Annotated in this window: 16 protein-coding genes and 1 tRNA gene; 11 read left to right on the plus strand and 6 right to left on the minus strand. The window is 60.9% G+C overall.

Features of this window, described 5'->3' with window-relative positions; all coding sequences use genetic code 11:
* The first annotated feature begins 11 nt into the window (after window positions 1–11).
* From RID42_01515 to RID42_01530, 4 genes are all read left to right on the plus strand, one after another.
* Window positions 12–776: an aspartate/glutamate racemase family protein gene (locus tag RID42_01515; GenBank protein ID MEQ8246337.1), complete on the plus strand. Its 765-nt coding sequence runs from the start codon at window positions 12–14 to the stop codon at window positions 774–776.
* Between the two features lie 179 nt (window positions 777–955).
* Window positions 956–2,008 (plus strand): TRAP transporter substrate-binding protein, encoded by a 1,053-nt coding sequence (locus RID42_01520; GenBank protein ID MEQ8246338.1) that lies wholly within the window; start codon window positions 956–958, stop codon window positions 2,006–2,008.
* Window positions 2,009–2,098: 90 nt separating this feature from the next.
* The gene (locus RID42_01525) at window positions 2,099–2,614 is read left to right on the plus strand and encodes a TRAP transporter small permease (protein MEQ8246339.1); all 516 of its coding nucleotides are present in this window, start codon (window positions 2,099–2,101) and stop codon (window positions 2,612–2,614) included.
* A gap of 27 nt (window positions 2,615–2,641) precedes the next feature.
* Window positions 2,642–3,970 carry a TRAP transporter large permease gene (locus tag RID42_01530; protein ID MEQ8246340.1) on the plus strand — a complete coding sequence of 443 codons (1,329 nt, stop codon included), beginning with the start codon at window positions 2,642–2,644 and terminating at the stop codon, window positions 3,968–3,970.
* An 81-nt stretch (window positions 3,971–4,051) separates the two neighbouring features.
* Here RID42_01530 and RID42_01535 read toward each other — a convergent pair whose 3' ends face one another.
* Window positions 4,052–5,230 carry a class I SAM-dependent methyltransferase gene (locus tag RID42_01535; protein MEQ8246341.1) on the minus strand — a complete coding sequence of 393 codons (1,179 nt, stop codon included), beginning with the start codon at window positions 5,228–5,230 and terminating at the stop codon, window positions 4,052–4,054.
* A 218-nt stretch (window positions 5,231–5,448) separates the two neighbouring features.
* Between RID42_01535 and RID42_01540 the strand changes: the two genes are divergently transcribed.
* From RID42_01540 to RID42_01555, 4 genes are all read left to right on the plus strand, one after another.
* Entirely contained in the window at window positions 5,449–6,483 is a 1,035-nt protein-coding gene (locus RID42_01540) for a TRAP transporter substrate-binding protein (protein ID MEQ8246342.1), read from the plus strand.
* Window positions 6,484–6,618: 135 nt separating this feature from the next.
* Window positions 6,619–7,470: a DUF4437 domain-containing protein gene (locus RID42_01545; GenBank protein MEQ8246343.1), complete on the plus strand. Its 852-nt coding sequence runs from the start codon at window positions 6,619–6,621 to the stop codon at window positions 7,468–7,470.
* 295 nt (window positions 7,471–7,765) lie between these two features.
* Window positions 7,766–8,290, plus strand: a complete 525-nt coding sequence (locus tag RID42_01550) for a TRAP transporter small permease (protein ID MEQ8246344.1) — start codon at window positions 7,766–7,768, stop codon at window positions 8,288–8,290.
* Between the two features lie 11 nt (window positions 8,291–8,301).
* Complete coding sequence (locus RID42_01555; protein ID MEQ8246345.1) at window positions 8,302–9,609, plus strand: TRAP transporter large permease; 1,308 nt, start codon at window positions 8,302–8,304, stop codon at window positions 9,607–9,609.
* Between the two features lie 6 nt (window positions 9,610–9,615).
* Here the strand turns inward: RID42_01555 and RID42_01560 are convergent, their stop codons facing one another.
* Window positions 9,616–10,404 (minus strand): SDR family oxidoreductase, encoded by a 789-nt coding sequence (locus tag RID42_01560; protein MEQ8246346.1) that lies wholly within the window; start codon window positions 10,402–10,404, stop codon window positions 9,616–9,618.
* Window positions 10,404–11,249: an SDR family oxidoreductase gene (locus RID42_01565; protein MEQ8246347.1), complete on the minus strand. Its 846-nt coding sequence runs from the start codon at window positions 11,247–11,249 to the stop codon at window positions 10,404–10,406. The genes RID42_01560 and RID42_01565 overlap by 1 nt, the downstream gene beginning before the upstream one ends.
* A gap of 159 nt (window positions 11,250–11,408) precedes the next feature.
* Between RID42_01565 and RID42_01570 the strand changes: the two genes are divergently transcribed.
* A complete protein-coding gene (locus RID42_01570) occupies window positions 11,409–11,756 on the plus strand; it encodes a RidA family protein (GenBank protein ID MEQ8246348.1) in 348 nt (115 codons plus the stop codon).
* Between the two features lie 9 nt (window positions 11,757–11,765).
* Here the strand turns inward: RID42_01570 and RID42_01575 are convergent, their stop codons facing one another.
* Entirely contained in the window at window positions 11,766–12,314 is a 549-nt protein-coding gene (locus RID42_01575) for a hypothetical protein (protein MEQ8246349.1), read from the minus strand.
* 121 nt (window positions 12,315–12,435) lie between these two features.
* Here RID42_01575 and RID42_01580 point away from each other — a divergent pair, with 121 nt between their 5' ends.
* Window positions 12,436–13,635, plus strand: a complete 1,200-nt coding sequence (locus tag RID42_01580) for a multidrug effflux MFS transporter (GenBank protein MEQ8246350.1) — start codon at window positions 12,436–12,438, stop codon at window positions 13,633–13,635.
* 8 nt (window positions 13,636–13,643) lie between these two features.
* On the opposite strand, the gene RID42_01585 is transcribed toward RID42_01580, so the two are convergent.
* Entirely contained in the window at window positions 13,644–14,036 is a 393-nt protein-coding gene (locus RID42_01585; protein ID MEQ8246351.1) for a nuclear transport factor 2 family protein, read from the minus strand.
* Between the two features lie 35 nt (window positions 14,037–14,071).
* Window positions 14,072–14,158: transfer RNA gene (locus tag RID42_01590), tRNA-Leu, on the minus strand.
* 143 nt (window positions 14,159–14,301) lie between these two features.
* On the opposite strand from RID42_01590, the gene RID42_01595 reads away from it, so the two are divergent.
* Complete coding sequence (locus RID42_01595; GenBank protein MEQ8246352.1) at window positions 14,302–15,654, plus strand: methyltransferase; 1,353 nt, start codon at window positions 14,302–14,304, stop codon at window positions 15,652–15,654.
* Window positions 15,655–15,658 lie beyond the last annotated feature (4 nt).

Consider the following 15,658-nt stretch of genomic DNA (forward strand, 5'->3'; position numbering starts at 1 on the left):
GAGCCCAGACCATGGCCAAAGCACTCGTACTCGTTCCCTTCGCGATGGACGAAGAGGGCGTCAACAACCGCCGACAGCAGCTCACCACGGTTCAGCTCGGCCCGAACATCGAGTTCGATTTCAAGCCGGTCACGGCCGGCCCCGAGTTGTACATGAGCCCGCACGACTTCGTGCTGATGGACCTGGCGATCTTCGAAGCCGGCATGTCCGCCCAGGACGACGGCTACGACGCCGTCTGCATCGACACCATGAGCGATTCTGGTTTAGACGCCCTGCGGTCCTATCTCGACATCCCGGTGGTCTCGCCGGGCAAGCTGTCGATGACCTTCGCGATGACGCTGGGAACCAAGTTCGGCATGTTGGCGCAGTGGGAACCGGCCTTGATTCGCACACAAAAGTTCGTGAAGGCACTGGGTCTCGAGTCCTTTTGCGCCGCGATCGAAAGCTACGATTCACCGCCGGACTACAAGAATCTGCTGTCGGGCAAGGAAGACAAGACCCTGCCCAAGATGAAGGCGGCCTGCGAACGCGCCATCGAAAAGGGCGCCGACGTGATCTGCCTCGGCTCAACCACCATGTATCAGGCCGCCGAGTATCTAAACCGCGAGTTGCCGGTGCCGGTAATCAACCCGGGTCCGTTGACCTACAAAACGGTGGAAACCCTGCTCGCAATGGGCATCAGCCATAGCCGCCGGCCCTATCCCAAACCGCTCAAGCCGCACCCGCAGATGATCCATGCGATGTTCAAAGCGGGCGCGGCCAACGCTGGCAAATAGGCCCGCCCCCTGGCCGGGGGGACCCACTTTCTGGTAATGTTATCGTCACGTCTCTCCTGAGAGGTGCCAGGGCGGGCTTAAACCCCGTTTCGAAGACCACCAACAAGAAGCACACGAACGGTCGAATGCGAACGACTGGAGAGCGGTGTGCCCGAACAACCCAGATAAGGTAGAAACCCATGAGCAAAAAAACCAACGGTGCCGGCGTCAATCGCCGCACAGTTCTCAAGACCACGGCGGCGGCCGGTGCCGGTGCGGCGATCCTCGGATTTCCCGCGCTGACCCGTTCGGCCCAAGCCAAGAAGTATCTGAAGCCGATCGTGGCCGGCCTGAACGCCAAAGAGGGCGATCCAACCGACATTTCGATCCGGATGATTCCGCAGATCCTGAAAGAGAAATACGACGTCGAGATGGAAATTCAGATCCATCCCTCGTCCACGCTCGGCACCGACCTGTCGCAGATCGACGCGGTGATGACCGGCTTTATCGACATCACCTCGAATACGTCGTCGCAGTTCACGGCCTACTCGCCGGAATTCTCGTACGTCGATTTGCCCTACATCATTCGCGATTGGGACATGGCGCTGCGCTTCTTCAAATCCGACCTGTGGTCGGGCACCGCCGCCAACTACGAAAAGAACGTCCCGGTCAAAGTCCTCCCGCCGGTGGGCGCCGGTGGCTACCGCCTGTTGTGGAACAACAAGCGCCCCCTGCCCGATCCCGCGGCAGCGGCCGGCCTGAAGTTCCGCAGCTCGAACTCCGAGCTCGAAACCGCGCTCATTCGCAACTGGGGCGGCAACCCGACCCCGATTTCGTGGGTGGAAACCTACACGGCGTTGCAGCAGGGCGTGGTCGACGGCTTCCACGTGCAGCCGATTTGGACGTATCTGTTCAAGATGCACGAAGTGCTCAAGTACGCCACCGAAGTGGACTCGCTCTATGCGATCCAGTTCCAGGTGATGAACGCGAACACGTTCAAGTCGATGCCGGAAGACATCCAGAAGCCCTTCCTGCTCGCCGCCCAAGAAGCCGCGGATATCGCAAACGCCAAGGACCGTGGTCTCGAAGACTTCTACAAGGGCAAGCTGCGTGAGGCCAAAATGGAGATCTACACCCCGAGTGCCGCCGAGAAGGCCAAGTGGGTTGCCGGTGGCCAGAAGGTTTGGGAAACCGCCAAGGGGATTTCCAAATCCGATCTCGACGCCATGACCGCGTTGCAGGGTTCCTCCTAACCGACCCGACGACGTCAACTAGACACGAAACCCTCGGGGCGTTTATCCGCCCCGGGGGTTTCTGCTATCTGGACCAAAAAAATGAAATTGGTGGGGCGAGCAGCAGACTGGTTGGATCGCGCCGCGATGGCGACGGGCATGCTCCTCGTCACCGCAATTGCCTGCATCATGCTGGCTCAGGTCTTCTTCCGTTATGTCCTCAACTCGTCTCTACAGTGGTCGGAAGAAGTCAGCGTTAGCGTCATGGTGTGGGTCGTGTTTCTCGGAAGCTCTGCCCTCGTGCGCGGGTGGCAGCACATTTCCGTAACGGCCTTCGTCAAAATGCTGTCGTTTCGGCCGCAGGGCATCGCTTACATCGTCGCGAAGATTCTATCGTTGGTCTTCCTGACCGCGATGACCTACTACGCCTTTGTCGTTTTCTTCGGCCCCATTCATGCAACGTCGTCCAGCGTTGGGATTTCTGCGCGCTGGACCAAGCTGTCGCTTGCAGTCGGCGGCGCGTTGATGATGATCGCCATCGTCGGCGAGATCTATCGAGACATTGCCGCCTACCGCCGTAAAGACCGCCAGTATTTCGAAAAATTGGGTGAAGGCGGGTCTCTCTAACATCGGCGCGTGGGAGCGCGTCGTAAAATGGAAATCGTCGGACCTTTTCTGCTGGCGCCGCTGTTCATCCTGTTAATCGCAGGCGTGCCTATAGCGTTTAGCCTTGGGCTTTCATCCGCCTTCTTCCTCGCCCTGACCGCTGTCCCGGGCCTAGACCTCGTACCGCGACCGATACCGTTATTGGCCTTGGCTTCCGAGATGTTTACGGGCGTCAACCAGTTCGCGCTGCTGGCACTGCCGATGTTCATTCTCAGCGGCGAGCTGATGCACCGGTTCAACATCATCGAAAGCCTGATCGGCTTTTCCCGACTTCTCATCGGCTGGACCCGGGGAGGCCTTGGCCACGTCACAATCCTGGCTTGCGCCATGTTCGCGTTTATTTCGGGCTCGGCGCTGGCCACAGCGGCCTCGATCGGCCCGACCATGATCCCAGCTATGGTTCGCGAACGTTATCCGAGCGCATTCGCCGCATCTCTTTGCGCGGCAGCGGCGATGCTCGGACCGATCATTCCGCCCAGTACGCCCATGATCATCGTCGGCAGCCAGTTGGGCATCTCCATCGGCGGTATGTTCGTGGGCGGAATCGTGCCGGGGATATTGCTCGCGGCGGTGCTTATGGGACTGAACGCCTACGCCAGCCGAAGGGGCGCCTACGGCGAGATACACCGGTTCGAAGGCGTCAAACCGGTCCTCCGCGGATCGCTGCGCACCCTACCCGCGCTGACGGTACCCATGCTCCTGCTCAGTGGCATCGTCTTTGGCGTGTTTACGCCGACCGAGGCCGGTGCCGTTACCGTTTTCTATGCTCTGCTCCTCGGAGCAATCTACTTTCGCACGATCACCTTCGCGAAGGTTGCCGAGTCGCTTCGTGCAACGACTCGGGTGACGGCGTCGGTGTTGTTGATCGTAGCAACGGCGCTGGTTTTCAACCGTATCATGACCTTCTTTCGGGTACCCGAGGCCTTGCTCAACACCCTCCTCGAGGTAACCTCCGATCCTATTTTTTTGACCCTGCTTATCGTTGCCTTTCTGCTGGTCGTAGGAACCTTCATGGATGAGCTGTCCAACATGCTCATCCTCGGACCGCTTCTGATGCCTATTTGCACATCCGCGGAAGGGATCGGTATGCACCCAATCCAATATGGGTTGTTCCTAATGACCGCGATCTTGCTGGGCCTTTTGACCCCGCCCTTGAGCCTCCTGCTCAACGTCGTTGCGCCAATAGGGCGGGTTTCAATTGAACGCGTGTCGCTTGCCGTTCTACCGTTCTTTTTCGCGGAGGTCGGTGTACTCCTTGTTATGGCGTTTGTACCCGCCGTAACGATGACCCTTCCGCGCCTCTTTGGTTTTGCCTGAGACTGGGTTCGCGGCTCACTGAGGAATGGGCGCAAGCGCAGCGCCCGCGTCGCGGCGTTCGGCTAACCCAAGAGTCCAATCCTACTTCACGCCCTGCATCACGAAGAAGACCTCACACCCGACGCGGGCGCCTTGGGGGTGGGCGTCGGTGTCGGCGGGCTTGGGGCCTAACGTGGTCTTATCGGTTTCCTGATGCTCGCTGCGTTCGAGGTAGCCGCTGGCCGCCTCGCGAAAACCGACTTTGCGGGCGAGCGCTGCGGTGTCGGTCGAATTGATCTTGGCCCAGAACGGTTCGGCGTTGTTCAGGGTCTGCCAGTCGTGGATGACCTGGTCGAACAGGGTCATGTCCTTGTAGGGCAAGCCGAGCTCCAGATGAATCATCATCCCGCCCGGCCGCAGCACCCGGTGGCACTCACGGACAATGTTCTCCAGCGCGGACGTCGAGGTTTCGTGGAACAGGAGATGCGACACCACGAGGTCGAAGTGGTTGTCCGGGTAGTCGGTCGCCTCAGCGTTTTGCTGGGAGAAATGAATCCGCCGACCCAACGCCTCGGCGCGCGCATGGCCGTAGCGCAACAACGGTGCCGCGACATCGACCGCGTGCACTTGGGCGTCGGGAAAGAAAACCGGATAGGCCAGCGTCGCCTGGCCGATGGAACAGCCGAGGTCGAGAATACGCAGGGGCCGGAACGCCGGGTAATTGTGCCGAAGGTAGGAGCACACGGTGCGTCCGCGGGCATCGTGAAGCGGCCCTTGGGTACCGCACACGTTGATGAACGTCCCGCGATCAAAAATCGCGCCGGCCCGTAAGTCGTCTTTGGTCACCTCGCTGGCATAGCCGCCGGGCATCGCGTGGATGTCCACAGTCGACATGTACCCGGGGATCGGCAGCGTCGCGTCGAGCCGCAAACTACCGCCCGCGCGTTTTGTACGCTTGGCCGCGCCGACCAGATCCTTCAGTTGCCGCGCGACGCTTTCCTCGACACTGTCCCACATCACCTCCTGGGCAAGTCGCGTGAGCGAACCCCACATTTGATGATAGGGGTCTGCGTCCATCGCCTTGCGCAACTCGCGTCGTGTCTGCGGCCGCCGACCGGACGCACGCACAAACTTGGGAATGACTCGGGTTTCGGCAGCGTCGCGATTGCCCGGCCCAACATCGGTCGAAATGTGTGTCTTGAAGGTGAAGGCAAATTCTTGCCGCGCAAGTTCGTCGTGATTGGTGCGCGGTAGGACGGTGTGTTCGGCCTGGTGCAGCATGGGGTTCTCTCTTCGGGTGCACAGCATAAACCGAGGCCGCCCGGCGACCGCCCGACAAAGATTCGCGTTGAATCAATGACCTAGAGGCTATCGGCGCGATGCTGCGGCGCGGCATCGCGGTTTTTGGTTGTCGCGGGAAGACCCCTGGCCTGTAATTCGTCCTGGGCGGGGGCTGTCCGAGGATGCCCACCGACACCGAAAACAAAATGGGAGGTTTCATGTCTATCAAGATCACGCGGCGCGATGCGCTGAAGACGGGTGCGGCGGCCGCGACGGCGGGTGCGGTCATTACGGGTTTTCCGGCCCTGACCCGGTCGGCCCAGCAGAAGAAATTCCTCAAGCCGATCGTGGCTGGCCTCAACGGCAAGGACGGCGATCCGACATACACGTCGGTGTCGGACGTGCCGAAAATCCTGGCTGAGAAATATGACATCGAAGTCGACTTTCAAATCCATCCGTCCTCGACGCTGGGCACCGATTTGTCCCAGCTCGACGCGGTGCAGACCGGCTTCATCGACATCACCAGCAACGTAACCACGCAGTTCATGGCCTACGACCAGGCCTTTGCGTTTCTCGATCTGCCCTACATCGTTACGGGCTGGGATCAGTATTTGCGCATCGCCAAGTCGCCGGTGTGGCAGCAGCAGGCGGCGCAGTTCGAGAAGAACGTCGCGGTCAAAGTACTCCCGCCCGTGGGTGCAGGCGGTTACCGGATGTTCTGGAACAACGTGCGTCCGGTCAAATCGCCCGCCGATGCAGAGGGCCTAAAGATGCGCTCGGTGACCTCGCCGATCGTGATCGAATTGCTGCGCGCCTGGGGCACCAACCCGACGCCGGTGCCGTGGGTCGAGACCTACACGGCGCTCCAACAGGGCGTCGCCGACGGCTTCCACGTGCAGCCGATCTGGACCTTCAAGTTCAACATGTACGAAGTCTTGAAGTACGCCGCCGAGGTCAATGCGATCTTCGGCATCCAGTTCCAGGTCATGAACATCAACACATGGAACGCCATCCCCGAAAGCATCCAGGGGCCGATGATGTTGGCCTTCCAGGAAGCGGCAGACAAGGCCAACGAAGCGGACCGCGCCGCGGAGAACTTTTACAAAGACGAACTCCGACGCGTTGGGATGGAGATCTACACGCCGACCAAAGCCGAGTTCACCCAGTGGCAAGAAAAGGGGCGTTCGGTTTGGGGCAGTGCCGGCAAAGACATCGATCGGTCGGTGATCGATCAGACCGTCGCACTCAGCTAGACGGCACACCTCTCTCGCACATGGGATCGGCCTGGGGGCCGGTCCCATTTTTTTCGCACACTTTGTTGGTGACCGCGCGGTGCCGGAAGCGGTATCGATTGGGGGCGGTTAGGAAATTCACCAGGGGAATAGAACATGGCACGGCCACACACATGCTTCATCCAGGCGCAGGCGCTGCCTTGGCGCAAGGGGCTCTACGGCGGCGGGCGACCGGATATCCGTAGCAAAGTTCTGAGCATCGACAAGCAGAACGGCGATTCGACCTGCATTTTGCAATACCCCGCGAAGTACCGGCGGCGGATCAAGGAATTCGTGCGCGCGCACGAAGAGTTCCTCGTGCTCGACGGCTCAATCAAGATCAACGGCACCGAGTACGGGAAGCATTCCTATGGCTTCTTCCCCGCCGGTCATGTGCGCCGCGACGTGTCCAGCCGCGATGGCGCCGTCCTGCTGACCACCTTTGCCGCCCAGCCGACCGTCGAGCAGGGTGAGCCGGAGAAGGGCCTCTACGACAAGCGTCTGCTGATCGAACAAATCAATACGCTCGACATCCCGTGGGATCCCGGCCTGGTCGACCCGCAGTTGCAAGCGGGTGTCGCCATCAAGGCGCTGCGCACCGATCCCGATACCGGCGAGACCTCGTTCCTTTACAGTTCCGCCGCCCACCGCGTGCCGCCGAAGGGAAAGAAGCCGCGCTGGACCCATTCGATGATCGAGGAAATCTTCGTCATCGACGGCGAGTATGTCTTTGCCGACGCGGGTGTGATGGGCCCCGGCGGCTATGTCTGGTGGCGGGAGTTCGTCTACCAGGGCCCTTCGGGATCGATTCCGGGGTTCAATTTATGGGTGCGGACGGTGGGCGGCCCCATGCACAACATCTTCGAAAAGAAGAAACATCCGATGGATTGGAACCCGAAACACAAGCCGAAACTCCCGGCCGACCTAAAGCGGTACGCCAAGCCCTACGCACCGGCGGTCAAATTCTAGCTCCAGCGACCCTGGGGCCCGCAGGGGGATTGAGTGCGGGCTCCAAATGACTTCTAATCCAGCTACTCGACGGAGATCGAGACAGTCATGCCACCTTGGCCACTAAGGGGCGTGCACAGGGAGGAGCCTTCGAATGACGTCAACGACTTTGCCATGCTGGACGGCGGTCGGCACAGGCCCGGCCACACAGCGCGGCCGAACGCGTTAATCGATCTGGGACAGAGCCACACGGGCGCCGCTCGGCGCGTCCGGCAACGGCCATGATATGACCACGACAGAGTCAGGAGCTTAGGGAATGGCGGGATACAACCGGCTGATCGATTGGCTCGACCGCCTATCGCGCTACGCGGTGATCGTCTTCGTCATCACCATTACCGTGGTGATGCTGGGGCAGGTTTTTTTCCGCTACGTGATCAATTCGTCGCTGCAATGGTCCGAGGAGATCAGCATCTGGGCGCTGATCTGGATGGTGTTCGTCGGATCGGCGGTGATCATGCGCGATTGGGCGCACATCAATATTCCAACTTTCACGAATTTGATCCCGATTCGGATTCGGCCCTATTTTCTGATCGGCGCCAAGATCGCGACGATCCTCTTCCTGCTCGCGGTCGTTTGGTACGGCTTCATGGTCTTCAACCAAAACTTCCATGCACGCTCGCCCAGCCTCAATCTATCGACCCGGTGGGCGAAGCTCGCGATCCCGGTCGGGGGCGTCTTGATGACGATCTTCGCGGTCAACGCGCTGGTGCAGGATTTCATCAATTTGCGGCGCGGCAACACCGAGCATTTCGCAAACCAAGGCAACCCGGGCCTCGAGTAGGAATTTTGTAGATGGAAATCGTCGCACCGTTTTTGCTCATCCCGTTCGGCATTCTGCTGATCCTTGGGATTCCGGTTGCCTTTGCGCTGGGCCTCTCCTGCGTGATCTTCCTGTTCTTCTCGGGGACGACGATCCCGCCGTTGATTCTCGTCACCGAGATGTTCACGGCCGTCAATCAGTTCGCGCTGCTTGCGCTGCCGATGTTCGTACTCACCGGCGAATTGCTGAACCGCTGCGACATCACCGAAAAATTGGTCGAAGTCGCGCGCTTGGTCGTTGGTTGGCTCAAGGGCGGCCTTGCCCACGTCAACATTCTGACGTCGATGTTCTTTGCCGGCATTTCCGGGTCGGTGCTGGCCGATGCCGCCTCGCTTGGCCCGATCCTGATCCCCGCGATGATTCGCGAACGCTATCCCGCCTCCTTCTCCGCCGCCGTCACGGCCGCGAGCGCGGTCATCGGCGCGATCATTCCGCCCAGTACGGTCGCCATCATCATCGGCGGGCAATTGCAGATTTCGATCGGCGGCCTGTTCGCCGGCGGCATCATTCCCGGCATCCTGATCGGGCTGTCGTTGATGATCACCGCCTACATCATCAGCGCGCGGCGCGGCTACGGCGATATGCACAAGTTCGAGGGCGTCATCCCCATTGTAAAGGGCAGCGCCAAAGCGGCGCCTGCGCTACTGATCCCCTTCATCATCCTGGGCGGCATCCTGGGCGGCGTGTTCACGCCGACCGAAGCCGGTGCCGTCGCGGTGCTCTACACCCTGCTAATCGGCACGCTCTATTACCGCACGCTCGACATGCGCAATCTGATCGAGGCGATGATCAGCACCGCCAAGGTCACCGCCTCGGCGCTGGTGATCGTCTCGACCGCCATTGTGTTCAGCCGCATCTTGACCTTCTTCAAAATCCCACAGGAAATCCTGGAACTGCTGCTCGCGATTTCGGACAACCGCGTAATCATGGCGCTGATCTTGATCGGATTCTTCTTGGTCATGGGCACGTTCATGGACGCGCTGGCCAACATGATCATCTTGGGCCCTCTTTTGATGCCAGTGGCGACGTCGCAACTCGGGCTCGGGATGACCGATATTCAGTTCGGTCTGTTCTTAATGATCAGTTTGCTGCTCGGACTGATTACCCCACCCCTTGGCCTATTGCTGTTCATCACAGCGCCCATAGCCAAGATATCGTTGGAACGCGTGTCCGTGGCGGTGATCCCGTTCCTCGTTGCGGAACTGGTCGTACTTTTTCTGATCGTGTTCGTACCGGCGATCACCATGGCGATCCCACGCGCATTGGGACTAGGCGGCTAGTCGCCGTCAGTCGACTGTGAGCGCAGCGATCCCGCCGTCGACGTTGAGGCCGACGCCGGTGATATAGCTGGCCTCGTCGCTGGCCAGGAACAACATCGGACGGGCAACCTCCAACGGATCGCCATAGCGTTTGATCGGGACATGGTCGGCGCCGGCACGGCCGTCGCCCCCGGCCAGGGGCGGCGCGCCCGGCGGTTTGATCATCGGCGTATCGATCGGCCCCGGTAGCACCGCGTTGCAGCGCACGTTCCAACCCGACTCGCCGCAAAACCGCGCCACGGTACGGGTATATTGCAAGACGGCGGCCTTGCTCGCGCCATAGGCTGAGCGCGTCGGCCAGCCCTTTTGCGCGGCGATCGACGAAATATTGACGATCGCGCCACCGCGCCCCTCGCGCAAACTTGGCAACGCCGCGCGGCAACCCAACAGCGTGCCCTCAGCATTGACCCGGTTCACCCTGCGCCAAATGTCGAGGCCGATGACGTCGGGTGCCTGGGGTGGAGCGTCATCGCCGCTCACCCCGTTGATCCCAGCGCAATTGAGCAAGATGTCGAGACTGCCATGGTCGGCTACGGCTTGCGCAACCACCGCCGCCCAGCGGTCTTCGTCGGTGACGTCGTGGTGCACGAATGGTGCGTCCGGACCGCAGTCCTCGCGCCAAAGCGCGGCGTCGATGTCTTGGATATCGGTGCCGATCACGACCGCACCCTCGGCGGCGAACAACCGCGCCGCCGCGCGCCCGATGCCGGACGCCGCTCCGGTGACGATGGCGACTTTACCGTCGAGACGCGCCATCAGATCACCGACAGGCCGCCGTCGACCGGGAGCGATGCCCCGGTGACGTAGGTCGCATCGTCGCCTGCCAGAAACAAAATCGCCGCCGCCACCTCGCTGGCCTCGCCGTAGCGCTGCATTGGGACGTGCGGCGCCTCCGGCCCGTCCTCGCCCCCGCCCCCGCCGGTCATCGGGACGAAAATCGGCGTATGGATGCCGCCGGGGTGCACCGAGTTACAGCGGATGTTGTTTCCCGCCTTGGCGCAATGGAGCGCGACCGATTTGGTGATTTGCCACACAGCTGCCTTGCTGGCGCCGTAGGGCACCGCACTCGGCACACCGACCCACCCCGCCACCGACGAGACGTTGACGATAGCGCCACCGCCGGTCTCGGCCATCACCGGGATCGCCTGCTTGCAGCCCAGCAAGGTGCCTTCGACATTGACCGCCTGCACCGCGCGGAAATCGTCCATCGTGACGCTTTCGATATCCTGGTTCTCCGGCGGACCGCCGCCCGGCATGTTGATCCCCGCGCAGTTCACTAGAATGTCGAGGCGGCCGTACTCTTCCTTGGCGCGGATCAGCACGTTGCGCCATTCGCGCTCGCTGGCGACGTCGTGGCGGACCACGATGGCCCGCGAATCGCCGGCACCCGCATCGTCCGCGTCGATCGCCCGTACGTCGGTCGCCAGCACCTTGGCGCCCTCGCGCAGGAACAGCGCGACCGTTGCCGCGCCAATCCCCGAGGCCGCGCCGGTGACGAGGGCGACGCGGCCGTCCAAGCGTTTGCCAGGCTCGGTGGCATCGAGTTCGCTCGCATCAGGTTCGGCGCCGTCATCCGTCGGCGGGGAATGTGGATTGTTCATCGGGGAGAGGCGTCTACTGGGTTACGAGAAGGCGCGGCACACCGCGCAGTGCCATTGTGCCAGCCCCCGTGCGCGGCGGCTAGGTCGCTGCACCGTGCAACCCTCCCCGCGACCGGCGGCATGGGCTACAGTGCGCGCGGGAAAACAGGGAGAATACCGATGAGCCAAGCCAACGTTCGACCGATTATGCGACCCGTCGTCAAGCACAACGGCGTGGTGTACGTCGCCGGTCAGGTTGCGCGAAACGCGCCCGACGGCGATGTGACCGCACAGACCAAGGATATCCTGGACGCGATCGACAAACTGTTGGCCAGCGCCGGTACCGACAAAACGAAATTGCTCCAAGCGCAAATCTGGCTGACCGATATCTCGACGCAGTTTTCGGCGATGAACGCAGTGTGGAACGCGTGGGTCGACGAAGCTACCGCCCCGGTGCGGGCCTGTGTCCAAGCCCAACTCGCCTCGCCCAGCTACAAAGTCGAAATCATGGTGACCGCGGCGGCGTAAAAGCCAACCCTACATGATCTGATGCGACCCCTGCGCCGGGGTCGATCTGTCGTCGAGGTCGAAGGCGAGGCCCCACCGGGCTTTCTTGACGATCTGACCGAACAGGTGGAGGAAGGTGAGGATCGCCTCCTCCGACATCGTCAACGACACTTCCTTGCCGGACTTCGGCACGAAGGTCAGCGCGTGGGTGCCGGGCGTGACCGTCGCTGCCTTCAGCTTAACGATCAGCAGCGGCGCTTCGCCGAGCGGTAGTTCCTTGGGCTTGTTCTCATAGGTCTTCTTGAAGTTGGCGTTGGAAACTGCGGCCTGACGCTTGAATGCGACGACCGAGCGTTTGGCCTGCGGCGAGGCCTGCGCCGCGACCTCGGGCGCGGTCTCCAACCGGCGCACCAGCAACTCCCACAACAGCCGCGCCACCCGCCGGGTCAGCCACAGCCGGATCTCGGACCCCTCGTGGGTATTGACCCGCAGCAACAGGCGGTCTTCGTCGGTCTGATAGCTGAAGTTGAACTGGTGAAGTTTGGCCACCGGGCTATTGTAGCGGAGTGCGCCCGCCATCGGTACGGCCCATCCGGCGGGGCGCAGGCCCGCGCGCCATCACAATTCCGCCCCGTCCCTTTCGCGCGGCGGCGCGACGCCCTATGACTAGCGGCCCGCAATCGCAAAAAGCAATCGCTCTATGAAACCCGGCTTTCTCCGGAACGCTATCGTCCTTGGCCTGATGGCCGCGGTCGGGCCGTTCGCGATCGACATGTATCTGCCGGCGATGCCGACCATCGCCGCCGGCTTAGACACCACGGCGGCGGCGACGCAGATGACGTTGATGGTGTTCTTCCTGTCGTTCGGGGCATGCCAGATCTTCTATGGGCCGGCCTCCGATATGTTCGGGCGCAAGCCGCCGCTCTACTTCGGGCTTATCGTCTTCGCACTGGGCGGCGTCGGGTGCGCGCTCGCCCCGACCATCGAGTGGCTGATTTTTTTCCGCTTCGTCCAGGGTGCCGGCGCAGCGGCGGTCATGGTGATCCCGCGCGCGATCATCCGCGATCTCCACACTGGCCCTGAGGCAACGCAACTGATGGCGTTGATCATGCTGGTGTTCAGCGTCTCACCGTTGCTGGCGCCACTGTTGGGCAGCGTCCTGATCGGGCCGTTCGGCTGGCGCGCCGTGTTCGTGGCGGTCACCGTCGTGGCCGGGCTCGCGTTTTTTCTCGTCCTGTTCCTGCAACCCGAAACCCGCCCGCCGGCGCAGCGTGTCAAAGTTTCCGTGGGCGCACTGTTGGAGGGATTCGGCGTCCTGCTGCGCGACGCGCAGTTCCTGGGCCTCACCTTCGTGGGCGGCCTGAGCATGTCGAGCTTCTTCGCCTTTCTGGCCGGATCGTCGTTTGTCTATATCGAACACTTCGGGTTGACCCCGACCGGCTACAGCGTGGCCTTCGCGATCAATGCCGTGGGCTTCATCGGCGCGTCTCAGTTCGCCGCCAAGCTCGGGATGCGCTTTGGCATGACCCGCGTCGTCACCGCCGCGACGCTCATGTACATGCTGTTGTCAGTCGCGCTGTTCGCAACCATTGCAGCCGGCGTCGACAGCCTGGCGGTGATGATGGCGTTGATCTTCGCCGCCTTCGCCTTCATGGGCCTTGTCATTCCGACGACGATGGTCCTGGCGCTGGAGGAACACGGTCCGATCGCCGGCATGGCCTCGGCCCTGGGGGGCACGTTGCAAATGATGACCGGCGCGATCGTGATCGTGGCCGTCAGCGTCTTCAGCGACAACACACCGCTGCCGATGGTCAGTGCGATCGCACTATGTGCGGTGGGCGCCTACATCCTGGCCTATTTCACGCTGGGCCGCCGGCGCGCCGCGCAGCCCGCCGAATAGCGCGCGGGTTAGCGCAGCGGATTCTCGTCGCTCATATAGATCGTGACGGCCTGAAACTTTCCGTCCTTGAAGCGAAAGACATTGCAGTTCGAGGCCCGCTCAACACCGTCGTCGTGCCGCACCCGTAGCGCGTTGAACTGCACCGCGACCGATTGATTGGCGACATCCACCACGGGATTGAAGTCGCCGTGCCAAATCGTCTTAAAACCCGAAAAAAAGTCCGTGAACATCCGCTTGATGTCCTGGTCGCGGCCCGTATGGGTGAGCTGATCGGTCTGGATCGTCAACGTCGCGTCCTGCGCGAAGCAGTCGAGGGCCGGTTCCAGCCGTTTCAAGTCGACATTGCCGAAGTAGCTTTTGGTCACCGCCGCCAGGAGCTGGTCGGCATTGAGGTCGGCCATCGTTCGCCACTCCCACCCTGCTGGAAAAGATCGACTGGTGCGGGTGGAGGGAATCGAACCCCCACTCCCATACAGGAACCAGATTTTGAGTCTGGCGCGTCTACCAGTTCCGCCACACCCGCCCGTCGAGGCGCGCATGATAGCCACGCGCGAAGGCCGGTCAACAGGCGTCAACAATCAAGACTTCACCGAATTTGACATTGAAATGAGAACGTGGCTGAACTTGTATGGCAACCACCCTAGGTAGAAACACAGGCAGGTGACGATGCAAAAGGGACGGTCCAGCCTCCCGGTCAGATGGGCCGAGTACTACACCAGACATCCCGCAATTGAAGGGCTGGTAAAGGCGATTCCGTGGGGCATTGGGGGAGCCGCCCACGGCTTTATCCTAGAACTTGCAAAACACGTTCCTTTGCCGGACGACCTCAACACCGTCGCGAAGTACCTGGCCGCCGCAGAGCTATTGGACAAGGAATTGGACAACGATCTGCTGAGACAGTTTCGTTCGTTTAGGCAAGATCATTCCGAAGATCAACTCGACGTCTACGGTGCGCTCCTGCGTAACAAAATGACGCAACACAGCGTCACGCTCGAAAAACTGAGCCAATTCCTAAACGACACCGCGGTTACTGCAATTCGTAACTCAGGCCCGCTGCAACCCTCTTTGAACATCAAATGTGGGCCGATGGTTGGCGACCGTTTCTCGTATGTAGAGTTCCAAGCGAACGACCAAACGCTTCTATCCCTAAACGACGCGCCATTACTATGGGACTGCAATGGACTTACGAAGGATTATGAAGTGCGAAACGGGGTCGCTCGATCGGATTTTCCATGCCCCGTCCATGACGGACTACATGGTGCCGAACTTAATCGGCGATTTAATGGCGACCACGTATCCATTGAACATGACGGAGTCCGTGTGCTCTGGCGCAACCACCCGAACCTTTGGCCGCCCTCGATTGACACAATGAACATGGCCGACGACATCCGTCAGTCTGGGCTTCTGAACGAACCAATTCGGACTGTCCTGGACCTCGGGTGTGGGACCGGGTTTCTCGGAATATGGTTTGCGAAATCAAACCCTGAAGTTCGCGCGGTGTTTTTTGCAGATTGGCTGGTCGGTCCTCTTGCATATTCGGCCATCAACGCCTCCGAGAACCTGCCCGACGAATACAAGAAGCGTGGCTATCTGCTCGGATTGAATACGCAGTGGGAAAACCTCGGTATAGCGCCGCCACGGACCTTCGATCTTATCGTTTGCAATCCGCCCTACCTTCCTGACCTTGGAGTGCCGGAAATACTCAAGGAGTCAACAGTGATGGGGACAGTCCTCCTGAATCACGTGCTCTCCATCGCGCCAAATAAGTCAAAACGGGTCGTGGTATCGTTCTCCGATATCGTCATAGAGGAGACAATGAAGCACGCGAGTGAGGTCGGGGTTAGGCTCTTACCTCTCCTGAGAGACGTCGAGCACGAAGTACCCTATCGCGTCAGACCGTCTCTAGAGAACCGCTCACACATTGACAAAATGGTATCGCAGGGAAGGCTAAAAGAGCATCCTGACCGCGCTCACTTGTTCTGGCACAAAGTCGCGACGTACGAGGTTGTGAAAGCCTGATCAA

It is taken from the genome of Alphaproteobacteria bacterium (genome assembly GCA_040216735.1).
Taxonomy (GTDB): Bacteria; Pseudomonadota; Alphaproteobacteria; order SHVP01; family SHVP01; genus CALJDF01.